The organism is Empedobacter stercoris, assembly GCF_020281205.1.
Lineage (GTDB): Bacteria > Bacteroidota > Bacteroidia > Flavobacteriales > Weeksellaceae > Empedobacter > Empedobacter stercoris.
In genome coordinates, this window is the sequence record NZ_JACXZC010000003.1 from 107,336 (window position 1) to 131,304 (window position 23,969).

At 31.5% G+C, this 23,969-nt stretch carries 23 protein-coding genes and 1 tRNA gene; 13 read left to right on the forward strand and 11 right to left on the reverse strand.

Going from position 1 to position 23,969, the window contains the following annotated elements:
• Nucleotides 1-4: 4 nt before the first annotated feature.
• The gene (gene nth / locus IF125_RS02505; protein ID WP_171623051.1) at nucleotides 5-625 is read right to left on the reverse strand and encodes an endonuclease III; all 621 of its coding nucleotides are present in this window, start codon (nucleotides 623-625) and stop codon (nucleotides 5-7) included.
• A gap of 172 nt (nucleotides 626-797) precedes the next feature.
• On the opposite strand from nth, the gene bcp reads away from it, so the two are divergent.
• The 3 genes from bcp (at nucleotide 798) to IF125_RS02520 (ending at nucleotide 3,570) form a co-directional block, all read left to right on the forward strand.
• Complete coding sequence (bcp, locus tag IF125_RS02510; RefSeq protein ID WP_171623052.1) at nucleotides 798-1,253, forward strand: thioredoxin-dependent thiol peroxidase; 456 nt, start codon at nucleotides 798-800, stop codon at nucleotides 1,251-1,253.
• 14 nt (nucleotides 1,254-1,267) lie between these two features.
• On the forward strand, nucleotides 1,268-2,317 hold the full coding sequence (recA, locus tag IF125_RS02515; protein ID WP_171622999.1) for a recombinase RecA: 1,050 nt from the start codon (nucleotides 1,268-1,270) through the stop codon (nucleotides 2,315-2,317).
• A 104-nt stretch (nucleotides 2,318-2,421) separates the two neighbouring features.
• Nucleotides 2,422-3,570 (forward strand): aspartyl protease family protein, encoded by a 1,149-nt coding sequence (locus tag IF125_RS02520; protein ID WP_225541402.1) that lies wholly within the window; start codon nucleotides 2,422-2,424, stop codon nucleotides 3,568-3,570.
• Nucleotides 3,571-3,677: 107 nt separating this feature from the next.
• Here IF125_RS02520 and IF125_RS02525 read toward each other — a convergent pair whose 3' ends face one another.
• Complete coding sequence (locus IF125_RS02525; protein WP_375781344.1) at nucleotides 3,678-5,123, reverse strand: TonB-dependent receptor; 1,446 nt, start codon at nucleotides 5,121-5,123, stop codon at nucleotides 3,678-3,680.
• Between the two features lie 39 nt (nucleotides 5,124-5,162).
• On the opposite strand from IF125_RS02525, the gene IF125_RS02530 reads away from it, so the two are divergent.
• Together IF125_RS02530 and IF125_RS02535 are read left to right on the forward strand one after the other, a co-directional pair.
• A complete protein-coding gene (locus IF125_RS02530) occupies nucleotides 5,163-5,945 on the forward strand; it encodes an MBL fold metallo-hydrolase (RefSeq protein WP_225541403.1) in 783 nt (260 codons plus the stop codon).
• 60 nt (nucleotides 5,946-6,005) lie between these two features.
• Nucleotides 6,006-6,086 (forward strand) — tRNA-Leu (locus IF125_RS02535).
• A gap of 679 nt (nucleotides 6,087-6,765) precedes the next feature.
• Here IF125_RS02535 and IF125_RS02540 read toward each other — a convergent pair.
• The 4 genes from IF125_RS02540 to IF125_RS02555 are packed head-to-tail and all read right to left on the reverse strand — an operon-like array spanning nucleotide 6,766 to nucleotide 10,396.
• A complete protein-coding gene (locus IF125_RS02540) occupies nucleotides 6,766-7,158 on the reverse strand; it encodes an acyl-CoA thioesterase (RefSeq protein ID WP_225541404.1) in 393 nt (130 codons plus the stop codon).
• Nucleotides 7,139-8,143, reverse strand: coding sequence for a Gfo/Idh/MocA family protein (locus IF125_RS02545; protein WP_225541405.1), 1,005 nt, complete (start codon nucleotides 8,141-8,143; stop codon nucleotides 7,139-7,141). Before IF125_RS02545 ends, IF125_RS02540 begins: the two co-directional genes overlap by 20 nt.
• A 5-nt stretch (nucleotides 8,144-8,148) precedes the next feature.
• The gene (locus IF125_RS02550) at nucleotides 8,149-9,810 is read right to left on the reverse strand and encodes a DUF6909 family protein (RefSeq protein WP_225541406.1); all 1,662 of its coding nucleotides are present in this window, start codon (nucleotides 9,808-9,810) and stop codon (nucleotides 8,149-8,151) included.
• Nucleotides 9,811-9,817: 7 nt separating this feature from the next.
• Entirely contained in the window at nucleotides 9,818-10,396 is a 579-nt protein-coding gene (locus IF125_RS02555) for a DUF3109 family protein (protein ID WP_171623020.1), read from the reverse strand.
• Nucleotides 10,397-10,469: 73 nt separating this feature from the next.
• Between IF125_RS02555 and IF125_RS02560 the strand changes: the two genes are divergently transcribed.
• From IF125_RS02560 to rsmI, 3 genes are read left to right on the forward strand one after another with little or no spacing between them, the layout of a single operon-like run.
• Nucleotides 10,470-12,206 carry a 1-deoxy-D-xylulose-5-phosphate synthase gene (locus IF125_RS02560; protein ID WP_225541407.1) on the forward strand — a complete coding sequence of 579 codons (1,737 nt, stop codon included), beginning with the start codon at nucleotides 10,470-10,472 and terminating at the stop codon, nucleotides 12,204-12,206.
• Between the two features lie 51 nt (nucleotides 12,207-12,257).
• Nucleotides 12,258-12,752, forward strand: a complete 495-nt coding sequence (locus IF125_RS02565) for a DUF4252 domain-containing protein (RefSeq protein ID WP_225541408.1) — start codon at nucleotides 12,258-12,260, stop codon at nucleotides 12,750-12,752.
• A 60-nt stretch (nucleotides 12,753-12,812) separates the two neighbouring features.
• On the forward strand, nucleotides 12,813-13,487 hold the full coding sequence (gene rsmI / locus IF125_RS02570; RefSeq protein WP_171623024.1) for a 16S rRNA (cytidine(1402)-2'-O)-methyltransferase: 675 nt from the start codon (nucleotides 12,813-12,815) through the stop codon (nucleotides 13,485-13,487).
• On the opposite strand, the gene recJ is transcribed toward rsmI, so the two are convergent.
• From recJ to IF125_RS02585, 3 genes are read right to left on the reverse strand one after another with little or no spacing between them, the layout of a single operon-like run.
• Nucleotides 13,484-15,184: a single-stranded-DNA-specific exonuclease RecJ gene (gene recJ / locus IF125_RS02575; protein WP_171623025.1), complete on the reverse strand. Its 1,701-nt coding sequence runs from the start codon at nucleotides 15,182-15,184 to the stop codon at nucleotides 13,484-13,486. The genes rsmI and recJ overlap by 4 nt on opposite strands.
• Before the next feature lie 47 nt (nucleotides 15,185-15,231).
• Entirely contained in the window at nucleotides 15,232-15,981 is a 750-nt protein-coding gene (locus IF125_RS02580; protein WP_171623026.1) for a uroporphyrinogen-III synthase, read from the reverse strand.
• 7 nt (nucleotides 15,982-15,988) lie between these two features.
• Nucleotides 15,989-16,663, reverse strand: a complete 675-nt coding sequence (locus IF125_RS02585; RefSeq protein ID WP_225541409.1) for a DUF4271 domain-containing protein — start codon at nucleotides 16,661-16,663, stop codon at nucleotides 15,989-15,991.
• Nucleotides 16,664-16,729: 66 nt separating this feature from the next.
• Between IF125_RS02585 and IF125_RS02590 the strand changes: the two genes are divergently transcribed.
• Together IF125_RS02590 and IF125_RS02595 are read left to right on the forward strand one after the other, a co-directional pair.
• Entirely contained in the window at nucleotides 16,730-17,452 is a 723-nt protein-coding gene (locus IF125_RS02590) for a polyprenol monophosphomannose synthase (RefSeq protein WP_225541410.1), read from the forward strand.
• A complete protein-coding gene (locus tag IF125_RS02595; RefSeq protein ID WP_171623029.1) occupies nucleotides 17,449-17,841 on the forward strand; it encodes a DUF4296 domain-containing protein in 393 nt (130 codons plus the stop codon). The genes IF125_RS02590 and IF125_RS02595 overlap by 4 nt, the downstream gene beginning before the upstream one ends.
• Before the next feature lie 43 nt (nucleotides 17,842-17,884).
• Here IF125_RS02595 and IF125_RS02600 read toward each other — a convergent pair whose 3' ends face one another.
• Entirely contained in the window at nucleotides 17,885-18,406 is a 522-nt protein-coding gene (locus IF125_RS02600) for an acyl-CoA thioesterase (RefSeq protein WP_171623030.1), read from the reverse strand.
• A gap of 116 nt (nucleotides 18,407-18,522) precedes the next feature.
• Nucleotides 18,523-19,677, reverse strand: coding sequence for an HU domain-containing protein (locus IF125_RS02605; RefSeq protein WP_225541411.1), 1,155 nt, complete (start codon nucleotides 19,675-19,677; stop codon nucleotides 18,523-18,525).
• A gap of 89 nt (nucleotides 19,678-19,766) precedes the next feature.
• Between IF125_RS02605 and dprA the strand changes: the two genes are divergently transcribed.
• The 3 genes from dprA to recO are packed head-to-tail and all read left to right on the forward strand — an operon-like array spanning nucleotide 19,767 to nucleotide 23,897.
• Nucleotides 19,767-20,864 (forward strand): DNA-processing protein DprA, encoded by a 1,098-nt coding sequence (dprA, locus tag IF125_RS02610; protein WP_225539170.1) that lies wholly within the window; start codon nucleotides 19,767-19,769, stop codon nucleotides 20,862-20,864.
• A gap of 58 nt (nucleotides 20,865-20,922) precedes the next feature.
• Complete coding sequence (porZ, locus tag IF125_RS02615) at nucleotides 20,923-23,178, forward strand: type IX secretion system anionic LPS delivery protein PorZ (RefSeq protein ID WP_225541412.1); 2,256 nt, start codon at nucleotides 20,923-20,925, stop codon at nucleotides 23,176-23,178.
• Nucleotides 23,178-23,897, forward strand: a complete 720-nt coding sequence (gene recO / locus IF125_RS02620) for a DNA repair protein RecO (RefSeq protein WP_225539168.1) — start codon at nucleotides 23,178-23,180, stop codon at nucleotides 23,895-23,897. The genes porZ and recO overlap by 1 nt, the downstream gene beginning before the upstream one ends.
• Nucleotides 23,898-23,969 lie beyond the last annotated feature (72 nt).

The window sequence follows — 23,969 nt, forward strand, 5'->3', positions numbered from 1 at the left end:
TTTTTTATTCAAACATTTTTCGCGTAATAAAATCTTTTTCTAAGCTCCATGCACGTGCAGGAGAATATTCTCTTCCGTAATAAATAATCTGTATATGAAGTTTATTCCATAATTCTTTCGGAAAAATTTTCTTAGCATCTTTCTCTGTTTCTTCAACGTTTTTACCTTTGGTTAACTTCCATAATTTCATCAAACGATGAATGTGCGTATCTACAGGAAAAGCAGGATGACCAAACCATTGCGCCATTACAACCGAAGCTGTTTTGTGACCAACTCCTGGCAATTCTTCTAACTCTTCAAAACTTTCAGGTACTTCGCCATTGTGTTTTTCGAGTAAAATTTCGGATAATCGTTTGATATTTTTTGCTTTCGTATTTGACAAGCCAATTTCGCGGATATAATATTTTATTTCATCCACTTCTAATAGTGACATTGCTTTTGCATTGGCTGCTTTTGCAAATAATTCGGGTGTAACTTGATTCACCTTTTTATCTGTTGTTTGGGCAGATAAGAGTACTGCAATCAATAAGGTAAAAGCATCTTGATGATCTAATGGAATAGGAGGTGTAGGGTATAATTTTTCCAATTCATCAATCACAAATTGCACACGTTCTTTCTTTAACATCATAAGTTCTGAAACTTTTATGTAAATGTATCATTTTTATCTTTATTATTTTATAACGACTTATTTTGACGTTTTAATAACTTACATTTGTAGTAGAAATAAAAGATTAATTAATTAAATCAATCCAGATTCAAGATATAATCATTATTTTTACGAGAAGTTCTAAAGACAAATCAACATGTTAAAAGTAGGAGATAAAGTTCCAGATTTTAAAGGAATTGATCAAGATGGAAACGAGGTTTCGTATCAAGATTTCGCAGGAAAAAAATTGGTAGTTTTCTTTTATCCAAAAGCAAGTACGCCTGGTTGTACAGCCGAAGCATGCGATTTGCGCGATAACGAAAATGCGTTGAAAGCACAAGGTTATCATTTGGTTGGTGTAAGTGCAGATTCTGTAAAAAGACAAAAGAATTTTGCTGAGAAAAATAATTTACCTTTTCCTTTGCTTGCAGATGAAAGCCATGCTATTTTGAATGCATTTGGCGTTTGGGGACCTAAGAAATTTATGGGACGCGAATTTGATGGAATTCATCGTACAACTTTCATTATTGATGAGAATGGAATGATTACAGATGTAATCGAAAAAGTGAAAACAAAGGAACACGCAAAACAAATATTAGAAAAATAAAAAAAAATAAGATAATGAGCGATTTAGATAATAAAAAGAAAGCACTACAGCTGATTTTAGATAAAATGGACAAAGCTTACGGTAAAGGAACTGTAATGCGTATGGGAGATTCGGCTGTTGATGATAAGATAGAAGTCATCTCTTCAGGATCTTTGGGATTAGATTTAGCGTTAGGTGTAGGAGGTTATCCTCGAGGACGTGTAATCGAAATCTACGGACCAGAATCTTCAGGTAAAACAACCTTAACGTTACACGCAATTGCAGAAGCTCAGAAAGCAGGTGGTATTGCAGCATTTATTGACGCAGAACATGCTTTTGACCGTTTTTATGCATCTAAATTAGGGGTTGATGTAGAAAACTTAATTATTTCTCAACCAGATAATGGTGAGCAAGCGTTAGAAATTGCTGATAATTTAATTCGTTCAGGTGCGATAGATATTATTGTAATTGACTCGGTAGCAGCATTAACGCCAAAAGCGGAGATCGAAGGTGAAATGGGTGATTCTCGTATGGGATTACAAGCTCGTTTGATGTCGCAAGCATTACGTAAGTTGACAGGTACGATTAACAAAACAAAGTGTACTGCAATTTTTATTAACCAATTGCGTGAGAAAATTGGTGTTATGTTCGGAAACCCAGAAACAACAACAGGTGGTAATGCGTTAAAATTCTATGCTTCTGTACGTTTGGATATTCGTCGTTCGACACAAATTAAAAATGGTGATGAGGTAATCGGAAATCACTCGAAAGTAAAAGTGGTTAAAAACAAAGTTGCTCCTCCATTCCGTCAAGCTGAATTTGATATCATGTATGGTGAAGGAATTTCTAAAGTGGGTGAAGTTTTAGATATGGGTGTTGAGAAAGGAATTGTAAATAAATCTGGTTCTTGGTATTCGTATAACGACAGCAAATTAGGACAAGGTCGTGATGCAGTAAAAGAAGTATTGAAAGATAATCCTGAATTATGTGAAGAAATTGAAGCAAAAATTGTCGCTTTAATCAAAGGTGAACCTGTTACGGGTGAAGTTTCTGTTGATGATCCAGCTGATTTATTAGAAGATTAAGATTAATTCGAAAGAATTTTTATATAATGATTTTTAAGCTTTGAGGAAACTCAGAGCTTTTTTTGTAACTTTTCAGATTACTTTGAGTCTTTAAATAAAACAAAATGAAATATTTTCCATTGATATTAATCTTTTTTAGCACAATGCTTTTAGCTCAAACTAAAAAATCATTTCTTAAAATGAATCAATCAATTGATTTAGTAAATTTAGAATACATAAATAATTTACCTTTTATAAAAGTTTCGATTAATAATAAAGAGTATAATTTTTTGGTAGATACTGGAGCGCTGACATTTATTTCAACGTCAATTCAGAAAGATTTAAATTTAAAAGTACAATCTTCATCTAGTATAAGGGACTCACAAAATAATCGTGAAATCATTAATAATACCTTTGTTTCAGAAATTAAAATAGGAAAATCCTCTTTTTATAATATAGAAGCACATATTTATGATTTTAAAGGTTTTGAATTTGATTGTCTAAATATTGATGGAATTATAGGGGAAAATTTAATGGCTTTAGCACTTTGGAATATTGACTATTTAAAAAGAAATATTACTATAACAGAAGATTTAAATAATTTTGATTTATCAACGTATTTTTTAAAGATTCCTTTTTCAACAGATGGGCAAAATACACCATTACTTCCAATAACAATAAAAAATCATGTTTTCAACTTTAAATTAGACACAGGTTCTAACAGAGGCTTTTCTATTGATAGAAATTTAATATCAGTAAAAGATTCTCAAAAAGTTAATGTAAAAGGTATTTCATCAATCGGTGCTTTTAATAAAAGTAAAATATCCGAAAACTATTATTTTAAATTAGATACTTTTGAGATTGGAAAAAAAGTTTTTAGTGATCATATTTTTATGTCTGGAGAAAAAAACTTAATTGGAAATAAGTTTTTAGAAAATTTTGGAGTAATAATAGATTGGAGCAACAAGTACATTTATTTAAAAAACGAACCAATAGATTTTAATAAAAAATCTTTAGATTCTTTTGGTTTTGGCTATTCATTTGAAAATAATAAACCATATATTAAACTATTATTTGAAGATGAAGGTAATCTTGAGTTAGGTGATGAAATTCTTAGTATTGAAGAAATGGATTTTACTAATTTGAGTAAAGAAAATGTTTGTAAATATTTTCAGAACGATATTTTAAAGAATAAATCAAAAATAAATATTAGTATTAAAAGAAATGATAATATTAAAGACTTTATCTTAGAAAAGAAGAGATATTTAGAATAAAAACAAAAAACCACTTCTACAGAAGTGGTTTGTCATGTTGAATTTATTTCAACATCGCATATTGTTTGTGATAATAATCCGAAATGAGTTCAGATTGACATCATAAATTACTCCAAAATATACTTCAATTTATAGCCAAACATGCCACGATCTTTGATCATATCAGCAACACCTTCTGGACATTCGTTCTCCCAATCTTGTTCAGCATTGGCAATTTTTTCTAAAATTCGACGCGAATAAGAATCTAAATAACCTCTGTTATAATTCAGAATATCTTGAATTCGTCCATTATACAAGAAATATTTGTACAATTCGTGTACGTTGTCACTTACTTGTAGATTTTTAGAAGTTAGTAAAATATCTTTTTGTTTGTCTAAATATGGATATAAATAAACTTTTACATTTTTCTTGAACAATTTTCCGAAAGCTTCCATAATTCCGCCAGGTAAATCAGCATAATATTGCTCATTGAAAATCTCGACCAAATTATTAACACCCATTGCTAAGCCAATTTTGGTTTGATTTCGAGTGAATTTTGAGAAATAGTCAACTAATTTATAATATTCAGAAAAGTTAGAAATGATAACATTGTGACCTAAACTTCCAATTATATCAGCACGATCTAAGAAATCACGTTCGTTTAATTCGCCTTCAAAACCAGAAGCAATCAGATTAGAAAGTGTAATCTCGAATAAAATTTCGGTGTTATCTGTTCGTACATTATCTTCTTGTTTAAAAATTTCTAATCCACCTTTGAACATGTCCATATTCACGTTCATAAAAGGACGGAAAGAACCACGAATAGCAAAGATATTTTTCTTGTAAAGTAAATCTGCTGGAAGAATATTTTTCCCTTGTGGATTGAAAACCGCAACATCTGTCATTCCATTTTTAACCAATTGAAGCGACATCAAACGATTATCAACATATTTAAATTGCGGACCACGGAAATTAATCATATCAATTTCTAATTGATCTTTATCCAACGTATCATACAAAGACTTGATTAATTTTCTTGGGTTATCATGGTAATAATAAGCGCCATAAATTAAGTTTACACCCAAAACACCTAATGTTTCTTGTTGTAATTGCGCTGTATTTTCTTTGAATTTTACATGAAAAATAATTTCATTTGCTTTTTCTTCTTCTGCATTCAATTTGAAACGTAAACCTATCCAACCTTGACCTTCATTCTTTTTCGAATAATCAATAGTAGTAACCGTATTTGCATAAGTAAAAAATGCTTTCTCTTTGTAATGATCATCAATAAGACGTTCTTTCATCAATTCCATCTCATGATCCAACATTTTTTTAAGACGAGCTTGTGTTACATAACGACGATTTTCCTCAACACCATAGATAGAATCAGACATCTCTTTGTCATATGCACTCATTGCTTTCGCAACAGTACCTGAAGCTGCACCAGCGCGATAAAAAAAACGAACAGTCTCTTGACCTGCTCCAATTTCTGCAAAAGAACCGTATATTTTCGGATTCAAATTGATCTCTAAAGCTTTTTGTTTAGGAGTAAGAACTTGTTCTAATGCCATAATTATATTTCAAATAGTTTGTGGTAAATTTACCAAATCATTATGGCTAAATCAAATATAAAAATACATTTTTTAGGAACTGGGACTTCGCAAGGAATTCCGATTATTGGAAGCGATCATCCTGTATGTCTGTCGACTAATCAAAAAGATAAACGTTTGCGATCATCGTTGTTATTAGAAAAAAATGGTAAGATTATTACGATAGATAGTGGTCCCGATTTTAGACAACAAATGTTACGTTACAATGCGCAAAGATTGGACGGGATATTGTACACACATGAGCACAATGATCATGTAATGGGATTAGATGATATTCGTCCTTTGGTATTCAAATCTGGTGAAGACATGAATGTTTATGGTTTGAAACGCGTATTAGATGAATTGCATAATCGTTTTCCCTATATGTTTGCCGAACATAAATATCCTGGTGTGCCAACGGTGATAGAAAATTATATTGAAGAAGATAAGTTTGAAGTTGCTGGATTCTCGATAGAACCAATTAAAATAATGCATGGACCATTGCCTATTTTGGGTTATCTGATTGATGATAAAATTGCTTATTTAACTGATGTGAAAACGATTCCTGTAGAGTCTTTAGAAAAATTAAGAGGGGTAGAAATTTTGATTATAAGTGCATTGCGTGTAGAACATGAACATTTTTCACATATTTTGTTAGACGAAGCGATTCGATATGCTGAATTAATAGGTGCTAAACAAACTTTTTTTACACATATTTCGCATCATTTGGGTTTTCATGATGAAGTTGAGAATCAATTACCAAAAGATAAATATTTGGCTTACGATACGTTAGAAATAATTCTGTAAAAAGTTTAAAAAATAGTTGGAAAAATAAATAAACTAACACTATATTTGCAGTCCATAAAGGCTCGGATGGCGGAATTGGTAGACGCGCACGACTCAAACTCGTGTTCCTTTGGAGTGTGGGTTCGATTCCCACTCCGAGTACTGAAAAAGGTTGTTAATTATTTGATTTTCAACCTTTTTTATTTTATTTTTTGCCGACATTTTGCCAACAATTAAAGAAAAACATATTTTAAACTGGTTTTAAACCTCTTTTAAAAACATTAAAAAAAACTCATCTTTCAAATCGAAATGATGAGGTTTTTTGTTTTTATGTAATTTGATTAACTTTATATTATTAAATAATCTTACCCGTTTGGCTCACTGTTTTTACAAAGTCGACACCGTTGGGGTATAGTTTTGAAGTTAAACCCGTAAGGCTCACTGTTTACATAGACTTACACCGTTGGGATTTGGCTTTTTTATGCTCATAATCCCACTCATCAGAACCGTCGCTAAATTGTGTTACATAGTTTGCAAATCTTGTAAAATTGTTTTGTTCCGTTACAAATTTAAATTAATGCCTAATCATCTAAATTGTTGTTTAATAACAATACTACAGTAATAAATGTCCATTGTTTATTATTTAATTTTCATTTAACAAACAGATAATATTTAGTTAAGCTAGTAAGAAAATAGAAGAGTTACTTTTGTATCAACATAATCCTCATGTGTTAATTTATATCATTTCTCAAAATCACTTCTCGTATCGGGAAGTTTTTTTGTTTTTAGTAGAAAAATAGAGAGCAAAAAAAAGTCGAAATGTTAATTTCGACTTTTATATTTATCCTTTGTTTAAACGATCAATGACGTACTCGACTTGAGTTTTTCCATGAGGTTTTGGAGAACCGTTTTCGTCCAAATTAACCATTGTTATTCGGTCAACTGTAATAATGGTTTCGTGGGTCATTTTATTTCGAACCTCACATTGTAAAACCAAAGAAGTTCTTCCAAATTTTACGACTTCTATTCCAATCTCAACAATATCTCCTTCTTTGGCAGATGACATGAAATTAATTTCGGACATGTGTTTTGTGACGACATGCGAATTTTCGAGTTGAACAATACTGTATAATGCAGCTTCTTCATCGATCCAAGCCAAAAGTTTTCCTCCAAAAAGTGTTTTGTTTGGATTGAGATCTTCTGGTTTTACCCATTTACGAGTGTGAAATTTCATAGTTTTTTGTTTTAACTTCTTGTTTATTTTGAGTTGCTAAATGATTTGCATCTGAAATGAATTGAACTAAATTAACGGCATATTTTCCATCTAATAAAGAGCTGTTGTCGTGGATTAAGGCTTCCGAAATTTCTGCAATTGCATTGGGATGAAAGTTCTTTTGATCGGTTGAAATTGTATTGGAACAGCATACATTTTTGAGATCGGAATAAATCATTTGATTAAGGTATTGATCTCCAATTTTAATTGTTCCTTTTTCTGCAATGATTGTAATATTACTTTCGAAATTTTTATTAAAAACAGAAGTTGTATAAATCATGTGTCCAATTGTATCATCAGCTATAAAATCAACACAGCCAGAATCATCAAACTCCGTAATTTCTTGATGCGTAAAATTGAAACTTTTTGCATTGGTACATACCACTTCGTTGAACCAAAAATTCATGATATCTACAAAATGAGAAAATTGGGTAAATAATACTCCACCGTCCATTTCTTGATTTCCGTGCCATTCACGCAATTTGTAATAATTCTTGTTACGGTTCCAATAGCAATTAATATTCACCATGAAAACTTTCCCTAAAGAATTGTTGTCAAGTAAATTTTTTATGTATTGTACAACTGGAGAAAAACGAAGTTGCATTGAGGTAAAAACACGAAGTTTTTTTTCCTCAGCAACTTTCAAGATTTCATTTGTATCTTCTACTGTTAAAGCGATAGGCTTTTCAATCAAGACATTTTTTCCTGCTTTTAGGCAACGAATAGCGTGTTCGCGATGCATACCATTTGGTGTTGCAATGACCACTACATCTGTTTCTTGATCTTCGTTCAGAAAACTTTCAAGGGTAGAATAACCTTTGATTGGTAAATCTTCGGGTAAATTAAAATCGATAACCGAGATTAATTGTGCATTTTCAGCTTCTTCTATCGCTTGTTGATGTACACGTCCAATATGACCGTAGCCTAAAATGGAAAAATTTTTCATTGAAATTATTTAATAATTTTTTCTAATATCTTTTGCGTGATTAGATAAGTTGGTTTTACACCTGTTAATCCTAAGCCACCTGAAGCCAATGTACTTCCTGTTTCTAACGGATTATCCGAAGCGTAATAAGCATACATCACTTTAACATCTTTATCGATATGATGTCTAATTTTAGATGCTACCTGAATTGCTTTTTGGTAATGTGCTCCCTCCATTTCTAATCCAATTGCTTGGAAAGACGAATTTTTAAAATATTCTAAAACGTCTTTGTTCTGCAATGATGTTCCTAAAACCGAAATCATAGGTCCTTCGTACACACCTAAACCTTGGCCTTCGAAATCTGCAGCTGATAATTCGTTATCAAAAACATAGTTATCTGTTGTACCTTCGAAAACGTGGGCTGTCGCAATCATGATATCACCTTTTATTCCTTCAAGAATTCCAGCTTTACCCATAATCGCAACAGATTTCACATTCATTTTGAACTTTGCTTCATCAACTTTATACGGTTTTAATAACTCGTCCATCGCTTCGAATGCTTGTTCTCCAAATGCATAATCCATTACAATAATCACTTCATTATTCTTATCTTTTGCATAAGAAAATGCTGAGTTTGCTATGTTTACTTTCGATAAATCAATAATTTGAACATCGATATTTGTTCCTGATTGATCTTTGATGTAAACTAAGCCATTTTGTTGTGTGTATTCATTTAACGAATCGCGAAGCATTTTGTTATTTGCAGCACTTAAATCTTCGTAAATTTCTACACCATCGTTTTTGTATTTTCTTTTCAATCCATCATATGCGTACAACATATTCGATACACTGTGCATATTTGCAGAGATGATATGAATGTTTTTATCTTGAAGATTATTTTCGAATAATACACGTTTGATGGCATTTGCCCATTTTTCTCCAATCATATGGTGACCAATCGATTCACGCAAAGTTGAAGTGAATGTAATTTCGCGTTTTTTTGTACCGATACGATCTTGTTGACTTGTGTAACCCATCCAATAAACAATACGGAAAAAACGATCTTTATCATTAGAAGTTCCAAAATATTCGTGAATATCTTGCGTTTCTTCAAATGTTCTTCCTAAAATCGTCGATAAATGCATCAAGGCAACTTCACGCTCTTTACGAGAAATTTCAGCCTCATTAAAAACGACATTTTCGATGAATTCCCATGCTCTACTTTTAGAAAGAGTTTCGTTACTAAACGCTCTGTTTCTAATTTTATCTGCTTCGTTGTATAAAAACGTTAAGTGCGTTAATACATCATAAATATCAGAACGACCACGTGAAATTTCGATATTCATTTGATCATCATCAATTCTGTAGCAAAAACGACGGCGTTTGGCAGGAATAATAGGTGTAAAAATTGAACGATCGTAACCTTCATCCGATGTAAAAGACACATAAGGTGTTTCTACAATTCCTTCTGGTAAACGATCTAAAACGTACATCAATCCGCTTAGTTCTACTTTGTTTGGGTCTGTCATCGATCCGTAGATTTCAGGATTAATTTCGAATAATAAGTTTCTTAGTATTTTTCCAGGTGCACCACTTGGACGGTACACTCCTCTATGAAATAAATGACGCATAGAGATGTATAATCTTTCAATAGCGTCAGTAGATCTTCTTGCTCTTGTTATAGACATAAATTTTTTACTTTTTTTGGTTGTTTAATTCTTCTTGAATGGCCATTAATTCATCATACCATTCTTGCCCAAACTTTCGGACCAATGAATCTTTAGCAAACGTTGCGACATTTACTTTCAATTCTTTTCCTAAGGTACAAGCATCTGCACAAATATCCCACACATGATAGTTGACAGAAGTGAAATTTGAATATTCCTTAATACGAACTGGATATAAATGACACGAAATGGGCTTTTTGTAATCCACTTTTCCGTCTTCGTAGGCTTTTTCTATTCCACATTTCGAAAAACCATTTTCTTCGAATACCAAATAGGCACATTCGCGATTATTAACCAAAGGCGTTACCCAATCGCCATCGGTATCCATTGTGTACTTACCTTCTTGCTCAATCACCGCAATTCCTTCGGGACGCAAATAAGGTTTTACATCTTCATAAATATCGTCTAATATTGTTAATTCGTCTTCATCTAAAGGTGCACCAGCGTCACCTTCTACACAACAAATCCCTTTACATTTGTTTAGATTACAAACAAAATCTTCATTTAGTAGTTCTTCAGATACAAGGGTCTTTCCTATTTGGAACATATGTTACATTAAATTTTGTAACATGCAAAGATACGGATTATTCCTCAGAAAAATGTAATTTTGTAAAAGAATAATGGATAATTTACTTTCAAAAATCAATCATCCTAAGGAACTTAGGGCTATTGAAACGTCTCAATTAAATCAGTTAGCTTATGAGATGCGAGAATTTATTTTGGATACTTTAAGCGTAAAACCGGGTCATTTAGGCGCGAGTTTAGGTGTGATCGAATTGACAATAGCTTTGCATTATCATTACAATACACCAAATGATTTGTTGATTTGGGATGTTGGACATCAATGTTATCCACATAAAATTTTGACTAGTCGAAAAGAAATTTTCGATTCGCTTCGTCAAAAAGATGGCATTTCTGGTTTTCCAGCTCGCTTAGAAAGTGAATTTGATACGTTTGGAACAGGACATTCTTCTACTTCAATTTCTGCAATTGTTGGTATGGCAACCGCAGATAAAATCAATCAAGTCAATAGAAAACATATCGCCATTATTGGTGATGCTTCGATAACATCTGGAATGAGTTTGGAAGCGTTGAATCATCTTGGTTCAACCAATTTAGATGTTTTAGTGATTTTGAATGACAATGATATTGGAATTGATCCTTCGGTTGGTGGTTTGAAAAAACATTTTAAATCATTAGAAAATCAATCAGAAAATATTTTTACCAATTTTGGTTTAAATTTTATTGGAACAATCGATGGGCACAACTTTGAGGAATTATTTGATGCTTTTGAAAAAGCAGATTCAATCAAAGGTCCAAAAGTTTTACATATCAAAACAACCAAAGGAAAAGGGTACGAACAAGCCGAAATTGATCAAGTAAAATGGCATGCACCAGGTTTATTTAATAAGGAAACAGGTGAAATAAAATCAAAGAAAAGGGAAAAATCGTATCAAGATGTTTTTGGTGAAACGATGTATCAATTACTTGCAAATAATCCTCAAATTGTAGCGATAACACCTGCAATGTTAACAGGAAGTAATTTGGTAAAATGTCATCAAGATTTCCCTAATCGTGTTTTTGATGTTGGAATTGCGGAGCAACACGCAGTGACATTTGCAGCTGGTTTGGCAACGCAAAATACCATTCCGTATTGCGTGATTTATTCCACATTTTTACAGCGTGCATACGACCAAGTGATACATGATGTTGCTTTGCAGAATTTACCTGTTGTTTTTTGTATCGATCGTGCAGGATTCGTTGGTACAGACGGTGCGACGCATCATGGTTATTTTGATATTGCGTATTTACGCGAAATTCCGAACATGATTGTTTCTTCTCCTCGAAACGAAAAAAATTTCAAAAATCTCTTGTATACAGCACAATTCACGAAACATCCTTTTGCAATTCGCTATCCAAAAAATAATATCCAAACCTATAATTCTAAAGTCGAAAAAATAGAAATCGGTCAATCTGAAATCATTTTTGAAGGGAATCAAATAGCAATTCTTTCAACTGGTTTAATTAGTTCTCGAATAGAAGAAATTATCATTCAACATCATCTTCAAGACAAAGTAGCTTTGATTGATTTCCCGTTTATTAAACCTTTAGACGAATCTCGCTTAAAAGCTATTTCATTGAAATATTCGACTATTTTAACCTTTGAAGATGGAATCAAAAAAGGTGGTTTTGGGAGTGGAGTTTTAGAGTTTCTGAATTCAATTCATTACAAAGGAAATATCACCATTAATGGCTATCCAGACGAATTTATCGAACATGCCTCAATTGTTGAATTAGAACAAATGGTTGGATTAGATGATTCATTTATTTTCGAAATGATTTTATCTTATTTATAATTTTCGGTACGAGAGTTGTAGTTGCAAACGCATCTCAATAAATAGGACATAATGAAAAAAATAATTAGTTTATCTTTTATAGCAGTTTTGCTAACGTTGCAATCTTGTGGAACAACAAGTAATATGCAAGAATTCTACAAAAAATATGACAATCAGTCTACCGTAATTCCTTTACCATCTTTTGCGCTAAAATTAGCTGGAAAAGCAGGCGGAACAGATTTATTTAATTATTTGAAATCAGCTAAAGTTTTTGTAGTTAGCGATGCAGGACAAGGAAAGCAAAAACGAATCATGAATGATTTGCAATCGTCAATGCGTGGTGAAAAATACGAAAACTTAGTAAAGTTTAAAGCAAAAGATAGTCGTTTGAATATTTCGTTACAAGAAGATGGTGATCGTGTAAAGAAAATGATTTTTGGGATTAATGGCTTGCGTAATGTATTGGTAATTGATTCGAAATTAGATATTCCACGAACAGATTTAGATAAAATTTTAGACAAGGTTTCGGCTGAAGATATTGCAGATTTAGCAGATATTTTGAAATAATATAAAAAGTCAGCTAATAAGTTGACTTTTTCTTTTAAAATTACTTCTTAACTTTGTCGCATGAGTGGAAAATTATATTTGGTTCCGACGCCAATCGGAAATTTAGGAGATATGACATTTAGAGCGGTTGATGTGCTAAAAGAATCGGATGTGATTCTTGCTGAAGACACGCGAAATAGTGGTATTTTACTAAAACATTTCGAAATTTCTACTCCAATGCGTAGTTATCATATGCACAACGAACATCAAGCAACAGAAGATATTATTCGTCAGTTAAAAGATGGTCAAATTATCTCTATTATTACAGATGCTGGAACTCCAGGTATTTCTGATCCAGGTTATTTGTTAGCGAAAGAGTGTGTTGCAAATGATATTGTTATCGAATGTTTACCAGGCGCAACAGCTTTTGTTCCTGCTTTGGTTGTTTCGGGATTACCAAATAACGAATTTACTTTTGTTGGATTTTTACCTGTAAAAAAAGGACGAAAATCTAAATTAGACTCATTAGTAGATGAAAAGAAAACAATGATTTTCTACGAATCTCCCCATAAAATAGGACGAACTTTAAAAGATTTAGCTGAAAATTTTGGCGCTGAACGTAAAGCGAGTTTATCACGAGAAATTTCTAAAAAGTTTGAAGAAACATTACGTGGAACTTTAACAGAATTGGCTGAAATTGCCGAAAAAAGAAATTTAAAAGGTGAAATGGTTTTGATTGTTGAAGGAAATCACTAATCGTTGAAACGAATGTCTTTGATGTTTAATTGCCAAGTTCCTTTTCCTTGCCAATAATTCATCCCGATAGTATAAACCATATCAAACGATTGACCTTTCTCTAATTTTGGACCAAATTTACCTAATTTGAAACCTATTGCAGGAAATGTAATACGCGTATCTCGTTGATGTACATACAAACGTGCATGTTCTTTACCAACTAATCTAAAATCTGTTGCCAATAGATCTTTTGACAGAAAAACAGGATTCATATTTTCTGGACCAAAAGGAGCCATACGCATCACAGATTCTAAAAAAGTACGTGTCATGTCGTTGAACGATATCTCTTTATCAATCAAAATAGAAGGTGTAAAGTGTTTGCCGTTCGACATTTCTTTTACCGTTTCATCAAATTTTATTTTAAACTTCTCGAAGTTTTCTTCTTTCATTGCTAAACCAGCCGCCGCCATATGTCCACCAAATTGAGTTAGCAAATCTTTGTTGGTTGCAATAGCAGAATGAATATCAAATTCTTGAATAGAACGTGCCGAACCTACTATTTCTCCTTCATTGTTTTTCGTAAATACAATCGTCGGTTTGTAGTACAAGTCAACTAAACGCGAAGCAACAATTCCTATGACTCCCTTATTCCAAGAAGAATCGTAAACAATTGTCGAATATTTTTCATCTGTATTGATTTGATTTAGTTGTAATAGCGCATCATGTGTCATGTCAAGGTCCAACGTTTTGCGTTCGTTATTCAAAGAATTTATGTCATTCAGGTATTTACGACAATCTTCTTCGTCTGTACTCAACATAAAACGAACAGCTTCAGAACCGTGTTTTATTCGTCCAGCGGCATTAATTTTTGGCGCAATTGAAAAAACAACATTCGAAATGTTGACATTATTTTTAATATTGGTCGGAATTAATTGTTGAAATGCTAAACGAGGTTCAGAGTTTAATCGTTGTAAACCTGCATAAGCTAAGATGCGATTTTCACCCGTAATGGGTACAATATCAGCCGCAATACTTACAGCAACTAAATCTAAAAGTGGTAAAAGATTCTCTTTCGGAAGGTTAAACTTTTCGGTATATGCTTGTGCTAATTTAAATCCAACTCCACAGCCGCTCAACTCTTTGTACGGGTAACGGCAACCTTTTTGTTTTGGATCCAAAACAGCATAGGCTTTTGGCACAGAACGATCTGGTAAATGGTGATCGCAAATAATATAATCTATTTTTTTTGATTGTGCATAGTTGATTTCTTCATGAGCTTTTATGCCACAATCTAACACAATAACCAGTGAAATGTTATGATCTACAGCAAATTGTATGCTTTGTTGAGAGATGCCATAACCTTCGTTGTTTCGATCTGGAATATAAAAAAAGACTTTCGAGTAGATAGAAGTCAGAAATTCGTAAAATAATGTTACAGCTGTCGTTCCATCTACATCGTAGTCTCCAAATATTAAGATATTTTCTTCGTCATCTATAGCGTTTTTGATACGCGAAACTGCATCAGACATTCCTTTCATCAAAAAAGGATCATGCAATTCCTTTAAAGAGGGGTTGAAATACGATTTAGCTTGGCTAAAATTCGTTATTCCACGTTGAGCTAATAAAATAGCAAGAACCTCTGAAATGTTAAGTGATTCTCTTAAATCCTTAATTACCTCAGTTGTGGCTTGTTCTTTTATTTCCCATGTTTTTTCCATCTCTTTAATGTACGTATTTTTTATTAGAGAGAAGGGTAAAAGCAATCTTATTTAGATTTATTTGCTTCTTTAACGTATTTGTCTAATGCCATTGTCATTGACGGTGTCTGTGGTGTTGGCACCTCAATATCTACACGTAATCCCATCTCTTTTGCTTGATCTGCTGTCGATTTTCCAAAAACTGCTATTCTCGTATCGTCTTGTACAAATTCTGGAAAATTTTCAAATAAAGATTTAATACCAGAAGGTGTAAAGAAAACAAGAATGTCATATTTTACATCAGACAAATCTGATAAATCACTTGATACAGTTCTGAACAAAGTTGCTTTTTGCCATGTTAAACCTAAGCTATCTAATAAAGTAGGAACGTTTGGTTTCAAAACATCAGATGCGGGTAATAAAAAGTTTTCTTCTTTGTGCTTTTTAAACAAAGGCACCATGTCAGCAAATACTTTTTCTCCAATATAAATTTTACGTTTTCTATAGACTATGTATTTTTGTAAATAGAAGGCAATCGCTTCAGATTCACAAAAATATTTCATAGAATCAGGAACGGTAAAACGCATTTCTTCTGCAAGGCGGAAGAAGTGATCAATTGCATTTCTACTCGTAAAAATAACTGCAGTAACTTTGCTAAAATCAATCTTTTGTTGTCTAACTTCTTTTGCGTCTATTCCGACAACTTGGATAAATGGTCTAAAATCAATTTTGATTTTATTACTTTTTTCAATCTCGTAGTATGGCGAGTTCTCCGCCTGAGGCGTTGGTTGTGATACTAATATTGATTTAACTTTCATAGTAATTTTAGATTACTTTACCAACAATTAACAGCTTTGCTAAAACCATAATAGGTAAAATTTCTAGGGTGCAAAGGTACAAAATATTATAATACCAAATTGATTTATTCTTATGAATTTGTTTGGCGTAAATGCTATAAATCTCAAATATTCTATTCAAAAACAACAAAATAAAACCGATGATGATTAAATAATCTTTGTTAATTTGGGTATAAAAAAATAAAAAGCAAATAACTAATAAAAGCAAAACATTTTTAGCGTTTACATAACTCGAACTTTTCATAAAATAGAGAATAGAACTAGATTCATAAAATACTTTATAAAAAACGATCTCTATCAATAGTCTGAAAAGCATGATGATACTAATAATTCCAAAGGTTATTCCTATACGAGATAAATAATAAAAGTTGAAGTTCGGGAGGTGGTTATAATTAATATCAAAATAAGAAACCAATAGTACACTGATCAATAAAACTGTTACAGCATTTACAATAAAACTAAACAGAGTCGTATTATCGTCCGTAAAATTCATGTATTCGTTTTTATTTGTTAGCGTCTTAAAATTTTTCGCAAACAAATATTTTGTCGCACAAACCAATAATAAACACATTATCAAAGTAATAAGAATAGTGTCATTGCCAACTGTGTTTTTTCCTATTGAGATTAAATCGTTTGTTTTCATAATTTTTTCAAAAATACAAAACCCTAACAATCTTATAACTATCTTTATGCCCACAAAATTATATTTATGTCGGACAAATTAGTTATTATCCCGACCTATAACGAAAAAGAAAACATAGAAGCTATAATCCGCGCTGCTTTAGCGGCTGACGGAGCATTTGATGTATTAATTGTTGATGATAGTTCTCCTGATGGAACAAACGAAATTGTAAAACGTTTAATTCCTGAGTTTAATGGGCGTTTGTATTTAGAAATTCGAACAACAAAAGATGGTTTGGGGCGTGCTTATGTACATGGTTTTAAATGGGCTTTAGCCAATAATTACGAATTTATTTTCGAAATGGATGCCGATTTTTCTCATAATCCAAATGATTTGCCACGTTTGTATCAAGCTTTGGCTGATGGTGCTGATTTAGCAATTGGTTCTCGCTATTCTAATGGCGTTAATGTTGTTAATTGGCCTATGAACAGAGTTTTGTTATCTTATTTTGCTTCAAAATATGTTCGTGTTATTACGCGTTTACCTGTTCATGATGCAACAGCAGGATTCGTAGGTTATCGTGCAAATGTTTTAAAAACATTAGATTTAGATAAAATTAAATTTAAAGGTTATGGATTTCAGATTGAAATGAAATACAAAACATGGATCAAGAAATTTAAACTAAAAGAAGTTCCTATTATATTTACGGACAGAACGTTGGGAGAGTCAAAAATTAGTTCTGATATTATTGGGGAAGCTGTTTTTGGCGTAATTTCGTTGCGAATAAGACATATATTTGGACAATTATGAAGTATTTGTATGTAGCAATTATTTTATTTTTAGGAGTATTTAGTTGTGCTCCCAAAAATTATGAAAAACCAAAAGATCTTATCGGAAAGTCTGATATGATAGATATTTTGACAGATTTATACATTAGCCAACAAGGTTTGCAAATGTATCCAATTCAAAATGAAGATCAAAGCCTTGTTTTAGCGAAAGACGCAGTAGACATTTTGAATGCTTATGATGTTTCAATAAATACTTTCCAAGAAAGTTACAAGTATTATATGATGCAACCAGAAAAAATGAAAAAGATGTTGGATGAGGTTAAAAATAATCTTGAGGATAAATTATCCAAAGAAGAAAAAGAACGTCAAAACACTCAAAAAAATAATTTAGAAGAGTTCAAACCTCAATAAAAAAAAGCCTCAAGTTTAGATGATTTGAGGCTTTTTTATGTAATTATTCTGTTATAAATAGTGATTTCAATTCAAGCGCATCCGCAGGTTGCATACGTCCTGCTAAAATTAAACTTAATTGTTTACGACGCAAAGCTGCTTCGTAACGTTCAATTTCTTGTTCAGTTTCAGGAATTAATTCAGGTACTTTTACAGGTTTATTGTCGTTATCAACTGCGACAAAAGTGTAAATTCCACTATTTGTTTGGTTGTAAATACAGTTTTCGTAATCGTATACATAAACATCGACATACACTTCCATCGAAGAATTGAATGCTCGTGTAACTTTAGATTCTAATTTTATTGTACTTCCCATAGGTATAGGAATATTGAATGCAACATGGTTCACACTTGCAGTTACAACTAAGAAACTTCCACCATGCATTTTTGCAGAGATTGATGAAATTCGGTCCATAGAAGCTAACAATTCACCTCCGAACATATTTCCTAAATTGTTGGTTTCATTTGGTAAAACCAAATTTGTCATTACAGCTAATGATTCTTTTGCTGTTTTTGCTTTCGCCATAAACTTTTGTTTGTTGTTTGCAAATTTCAATAAAATAAACGAGTTTCTTTATACCATCAATAAAATAAGCTATCCTGTGGATAGCTTATTTTATTGATGGTATTTTAAAAGGTAAATTAATTTTCAGTTCTAACCCATGTTCCGGGCGACTTTTTATTTACATCATTCATATATTTTTGTGCATCATCTATATTATTAAAGCTATTGTATGTAACATAGTAATAGCGACCTTTTACATAGTTGATTTCAGCATTTTTGTAACCTTGTTTTTTCAATTCGCCCAACAATCTATCTGCATCTTCTTGCCTTTTCAAAGAAGCAGCGATAACTTGGTATTTTTTATTTGAAGTTTTTACAGTTGATTTTGTTGTACTATCTTTTTTATCAACATTTTTTACATCTTCTTTTTTTGGTGATTCAATCTTCGTTATTTTTTTTGTTTCAGTTTTAACGATTTCTTTTGATGAAGGTTTTTCTTTTACAATTGCAGTTATTTCCTTATCCGTTTCATTCAGTTTAGTTTCTTTTACAACTGTAATTTCAACTTTTTTTGGTGTTTCAATTGTATCTGTTTTTGTTACTGTTTCAGCAATTTGATATTCGACTAAAGAAGGTTCAGTAATCGTTTGTGGCATATTATAAACGTCATATTGCACAGAAACTTTTTCAGTTTGTTTTGTTTCATTTTGGCCAATCATTGGCAAAACTAAACCGCTCCATTGTTTATTTACAAATTTTTGTACAGGTTGCGGCGTATTAAAATATAGAAAGCCACCAACTATAATAGGAATTATAGAGGCTGCTGCTAAAAATTTAGACATGTGTTTGTTTGATGTTTTAGCTTTAGATGAATCTAAAATGTAATTGGCTTGTAGATTTGAAAGCCCATAAGCGGCAACGAAATAATTTTGAGCATTTTCTGGTTTGAAGTCAATTTTTCCTGCTTCATTAAATTTTAATGAGCCAATATTTTGTAAGGTTAGAATTTTCCCATTTTTCAAATGTTCTTGCCAAAAATAAACCTGTTCATTCAAAAATGTTTGCGCATTTTCAAAAGACATGGGTTCATCTTGTACAATTTTATTCACCAAAACTCCATCACTTTTTGTTAAAGTCGAATTGAAAGAAAGTTCTTTTCTTGGTGGAATAAAAGTATTCGTTTTCTCGTCGAATGCTACAGACGCTGCATTTGAAATAAACGCACCAAAGTTCGGAACGATTACACAATCGTGCTGAAATAATAATTGACTTATATGCTCTTCTAACCTCATACTACGAAATTAACATTTTTTTTAAATTCTGCAAAAAAATAAATACTTAAAATACTACTTAGTTGGTTTAATATTAATAATTTAACAAAATGAAAACCGATTTACCTTATATTTTAGCACTTTCTTTTCAGAAAAGAATTGGCGATATCACAGCCCGAAAAATTATTCAATTTTTTGGTTCGGCAGAAGCTGCTTGGAATTGTAAACCAAAAGATTTGATGCAAATTTCGGGAATTGGTCAGCAAATAAGCAAAGATTTTGGTCAAAAAAAATGGTTAGAATTGGCTTTTAACGAAATCGAATATTGTGAAAATAATCATATTCGTATTTTAACTTTTTACGACGATACCTATCCACAGCTGTTAAAAGAGTGTATTGATGCGCCTTTGGTACTTTTTTGTAAAGGAAATTTAGAGTTCAATCATTTTAATAATAAAAAGATTTCAATCGTTGGAACTCGAAAAATGACCAATTATGGACGAGGTTTTATTACTGAATTAATTGAAGGTTTAGCAGATTTTGATGTAACTATTGTTAGTGGATTGGCGTATGGTTGCGATATAGAAGCGCATACAAATGCACTTAAAAATAAGTTGGTAACTTGGTCAGTGATGGGAACTAATTTCGAACGAATTTATCCTGCAGCTCACAAGATGATTGCAGTAGAAATGTTACAAAAAGGAGGTTGGATTACTGAACAACCAAGTTTTAAAGCTGGCGCTCCTGAATCATTTCTTCAACGAAATCGTATCATTGCAGGATTGTCCGATATTACAATAGTAGTAGAATCAGCTTTTAAAGGAGGAAGTTTAGTAACCGCTAAATTCGCAAATGAATACAATCGAGAAGTGTTTGCTTTACCTGGAAAAACAACAGATGCATTGAGTGTTGGATGTAATTATTTGATTAAATCTCATCAAGCTTATTTAGTGGAAAACTCGAAAGATATTATTGATTATTTTAATTTCAATTCACAGAAAAAATCAAAACAAATAGATCTATTTATTGAAATTTCGGATGATGAAAAAGTGATTGTAAATTACTTGAAAAAAAATGGAAAGCAACACATCGATAAAATGTCTTTTGACTTGAATATGAAATCGTATGAGTTAATGCCTTTGTTGTTAGATTTGGAGTTGAAACAAATTATTTCTACACTTCCAGGGAAGTTTTATGATTTATTGTAATAATAAATACAATTTTTAACCAATTATTTTGTTATAAATTACAGTATTTTTGTGCATTATGAAGACAAAATTGTTCATTTTCATCACCATGATTTTCACAAGTTTAAACGCTCAAAATGATAAAGCGCGTTGGAACGATCTTTTTTCTTACAGCAATGTAAAATTGTTGGAAGAAGTAAATGGTGTAATTTATTGTGGTACCGAAAACGGGATATTCTTATTTAATCCTAAAAATCCAACAAATGATTGGATTAAGTTGAATAAAACCAATTTTTTGAATAATGTGGGAGTTTCTGCAATGGCTTATGATAAAGAGTCAGATTCGTTTTTAGTAGGTTATGAAAATGGAGGATTAGATTTATTGAGATCTGGTGAATCGACAATGGTTTTGGATATCAAATGGAATGGCTTTAGTGGCGATAAAAAAGTAAACCATATTTTAATTAATGATGGAATTGCGTTTATTTCTGGTGCTTTCGGTATTGTTTCTTATGATTTAAAAGATGAAGAATTTAAAGAAACTACGCGTACAAATTCTGCAAAAATAGATGATGTAACGATTTTAAATATAGTTGTAAATGATGCAACAATTTTAAATAACAAACTTTATATTGCTACATCAAAAGGGATTTTTTCAAGTGAATTAACTTCAAAGAAATTAAATAATCCAAATATTAATTTGTGGACTGTTCAAAATTTGAATCAAAATGTTTCAAATATAGAATTGTTTGAAAAAGAGATTTATTATTCAGTAGAAAATGAATTAAAAACAATTTCTGGAACTCCTGTTTCTGAAGCTTTTAATTTTATTGAAGATTTAAAATTATCAAATGAAAAATTAATCATTACTCAAAATAATCAGATATCTGTTTTAGGAAGTGGTGATTATTCTAAATCTGAAATTAATTTTAATACTGCAATTTCAATTGATAATATTGTTTATGGAGGTTCAGTAAATCATGGAATTATTAATTTATCTAATCTTGAAGAATTTTATCCCGATGGACCATTTAACAATAAAGCTTGGTCGGTTACAACAAAAAATGGCAAAGTATGGATTGCACCAGGAGGAACAGAAGGATATACAGCTCCGATTCAAAATGAAGATGGATTTTCTATGTACAATGGAAAAAAATGGAATCATTTTTCAAGCGAATGTTTAGGAACAGCAAGAGACATTACTACTGTATCTGTTAATCCTACCAACGATAAAAACTTTGTTATAGGTTCTTTTAATAAAGTAGATAATAATACAAGATTGTTTGAATTCAACACAGATTTTTCAACAAATTTATCTAATTGTAGAGATGAGTATAAGTTGATTTTAAATACAGAAATACCAGGTTCTAGAATTTCAGGTGTAAAATTTGATGCGTTAGGCGATTTATATATTGGAGCATCTTTTCCTAGTAATTTTTCGCAGGATTGGAAAGTTACATTTTATGCTAAAAGAACAAATAACTCTTGGATAACGTACGGACCAGAAAGTGGGAATGAATCTGTTGCTTTATCTCCTAGTGTTACTGATTCATATGTTTATTATCCCGTTGCAAGAAATGGAGGAATAATTGTTTTTGATAAAAATTTGGGTAAAGTTCAATCAATCAATACTTCCAATAGCAAATTGCCAATAAACAATGTTTTAGCTATAGCAAATGATAAGACAAATAATCTTTGGATAGGAACAGGACAAGGATTGGTAGTGCTTTATAGTGCTGACGATTCTGTAAAAAATAATACAGTTAATGTAGAACCAATCGTAATTATTCAAGATGGAATTCCAGAAGCTTTATTAACAGATGTGGGTATTTATTCCATAAAAGTTGATAATGCAAACAGAAAATGGATTGCAACAAATGGAGCAGGTGTATATTATGTTTCGGAGAGTGGAGAAGAAACAAAACTACATTTCACCTCTAAAAATTCGCCTTTACCTTCTGATATAGTGTACGATGTTTCGATTGATGAAACCACAGGAAAGGTATTTTTTGCAACCGAAAAAGGTGTGGTTTCTTATAATGGTGATGTTTCGACGGAAACCAATAACTTTAATGATGCAATTGCATATCCAAATCCGTATCGTCCAGAATATACAGGGAATATTACAATTAAAAATCTTCCAAATAGAGCTTTAGTTAAAATTACAGATATTGTTGGAAATTTACTTTTTGAGAAAAAAGCAGATGGAGGAGTGATAGAATGGAATACAAATAATTCGAAAGGAAAACCAGTAGCTTCTGGAATTTACTTAGTTTTGATGACAAATGCAGATGGTACCGAAACTAAAACATTGAAACTTGCAGTTGTTAGATAATGAAAATTTTAGAGACCAAAGCAGTCGTCCTTTCAAGTATAAAATATGGTGACACGAGTTTAATAATTCGTTGTTATACCCAAAATTTTGGCTTAAAATCATTTATAGCAAAAGGCGTTTTCTCTAAAAAGAAGCGAAATACATCTTTGTATTTTCCACTTGCAGAAATAGATCTTAGTTTTCAACCCAAATCAAGTGAACAACAATTGGTTTTCTTAAAATCGGCTCAAACTTCCTATTATTACGAAACCTTGCATTTTCATCCAATCAAATCGGCGATTGTTTTTTTCTTGGCTGAAATTCTAAATTTAGTGTTGAAAGAAGAAACCGATAACCCAGATTTATACCTATATATCGAACATTCACTAAAAGAATTTGATCAAAAAAAAGAAGATTTTGCAGATTTTCATTTGATTTTTTTGATTCAATTGACACATTTTTTAGGGTTTTATCCCAATTTAGAATTAGACGGAAATCTATTCGATTTAGAAAATGGTTTTTTTACAAATTCCAATTCATCCATCAACATGTTGAAAGCAGATGAAACCGTTTTGTTCAAAAAACTATTAGAACTTAATTTTACAGCAGATTCAAAAAATATATTTAACCAATCACAACGTTCTTTATTGCTCGAAATTTTGGTGAAATATTATCAAATTCATACCAATAATTTTAAGAAACCAAAATCATTACAAGTTTTACATGAATTGTTTAGTTAAATCTCCGGAAATAATTTCTAACAAATCTTTAAAACAGAGAATAAAGAAAACTCCATATATTTGCTATAGTAA

What these genes read in the sequence shown, in the direction of transcription:
- IF125_RS02580 (WP_171623026.1), bottom strand. Translation starts at nt 15,981, where the DNA reads ATGAAAGTTAAATCAATATTAGTATCACAACCAACGCCTCAGGCGGAG.
- recJ (WP_171623025.1), bottom strand. Translation starts at nt 15,184, where the DNA reads ATGGAAAAAACATGGGAAATAAAAGAACAAGCCACAACTGAGGTAATT.
- recO (WP_225539168.1), top strand. Translation starts at nt 23,178, where the DNA reads ATGAAAATTTTAGAGACCAAAGCAGTCGTCCTTTCAAGTATAAAATAT.
- IF125_RS02605 (WP_225541411.1), bottom strand. Translation starts at nt 19,677, where the DNA reads ATGAGGTTAGAAGAGCATATAAGTCAATTATTATTTCAGCACGATTGT.
- IF125_RS02560 (WP_225541407.1), top strand. Translation starts at nt 10,470, where the DNA reads ATGGATAATTTACTTTCAAAAATCAATCATCCTAAGGAACTTAGGGCT.
- IF125_RS02540 (WP_225541404.1), bottom strand. Translation starts at nt 7,158, where the DNA reads ATGAAATTTCACACTCGTAAATGGGTAAAACCAGAAGATCTCAATCCA.
- IF125_RS02550 (WP_225541406.1), bottom strand. Translation starts at nt 9,810, where the DNA reads ATGTCTATAACAAGAGCAAGAAGATCTACTGACGCTATTGAAAGATTA.
- nth (WP_171623051.1), bottom strand. Translation starts at nt 625, where the DNA reads ATGTTAAAGAAAGAACGTGTGCAATTTGTGATTGATGAATTGGAAAAA.
- rsmI (WP_171623024.1), top strand. Translation starts at nt 12,813, where the DNA reads ATGAGTGGAAAATTATATTTGGTTCCGACGCCAATCGGAAATTTAGGA.
- IF125_RS02585 (WP_225541409.1), bottom strand. Translation starts at nt 16,663, where the DNA reads ATGAAAACAAACGATTTAATCTCAATAGGAAAAAACACAGTTGGCAAT.
- IF125_RS02600 (WP_171623030.1), bottom strand. Translation starts at nt 18,406, where the DNA reads ATGGCGAAAGCAAAAACAGCAAAAGAATCATTAGCTGTAATGACAAAT.
- IF125_RS02545 (WP_225541405.1), bottom strand. Translation starts at nt 8,143, where the DNA reads ATGAAAAATTTTTCCATTTTAGGCTACGGTCATATTGGACGTGTACAT.
- IF125_RS02565 (WP_225541408.1), top strand. Translation starts at nt 12,258, where the DNA reads ATGAAAAAAATAATTAGTTTATCTTTTATAGCAGTTTTGCTAACGTTG.
- IF125_RS02555 (WP_171623020.1), bottom strand. Translation starts at nt 10,396, where the DNA reads ATGTTCCAAATAGGAAAGACCCTTGTATCTGAAGAACTACTAAATGAA.
- IF125_RS02595 (WP_171623029.1), top strand. Translation starts at nt 17,449, where the DNA reads ATGAAGTATTTGTATGTAGCAATTATTTTATTTTTAGGAGTATTTAGT.
- IF125_RS02530 (WP_225541403.1), top strand. Translation starts at nt 5,163, where the DNA reads ATGGCTAAATCAAATATAAAAATACATTTTTTAGGAACTGGGACTTCG.
- IF125_RS02590 (WP_225541410.1), top strand. Translation starts at nt 16,730, where the DNA reads ATGTCGGACAAATTAGTTATTATCCCGACCTATAACGAAAAAGAAAAC.
- porZ (WP_225541412.1), top strand. Translation starts at nt 20,923, where the DNA reads ATGAAGACAAAATTGTTCATTTTCATCACCATGATTTTCACAAGTTTA.
- recA (WP_171622999.1), top strand. Translation starts at nt 1,268, where the DNA reads ATGAGCGATTTAGATAATAAAAAGAAAGCACTACAGCTGATTTTAGAT.
- dprA (WP_225539170.1), top strand. Translation starts at nt 19,767, where the DNA reads ATGAAAACCGATTTACCTTATATTTTAGCACTTTCTTTTCAGAAAAGA.
- IF125_RS02520 (WP_225541402.1), top strand. Translation starts at nt 2,422, where the DNA reads ATGAAATATTTTCCATTGATATTAATCTTTTTTAGCACAATGCTTTTA.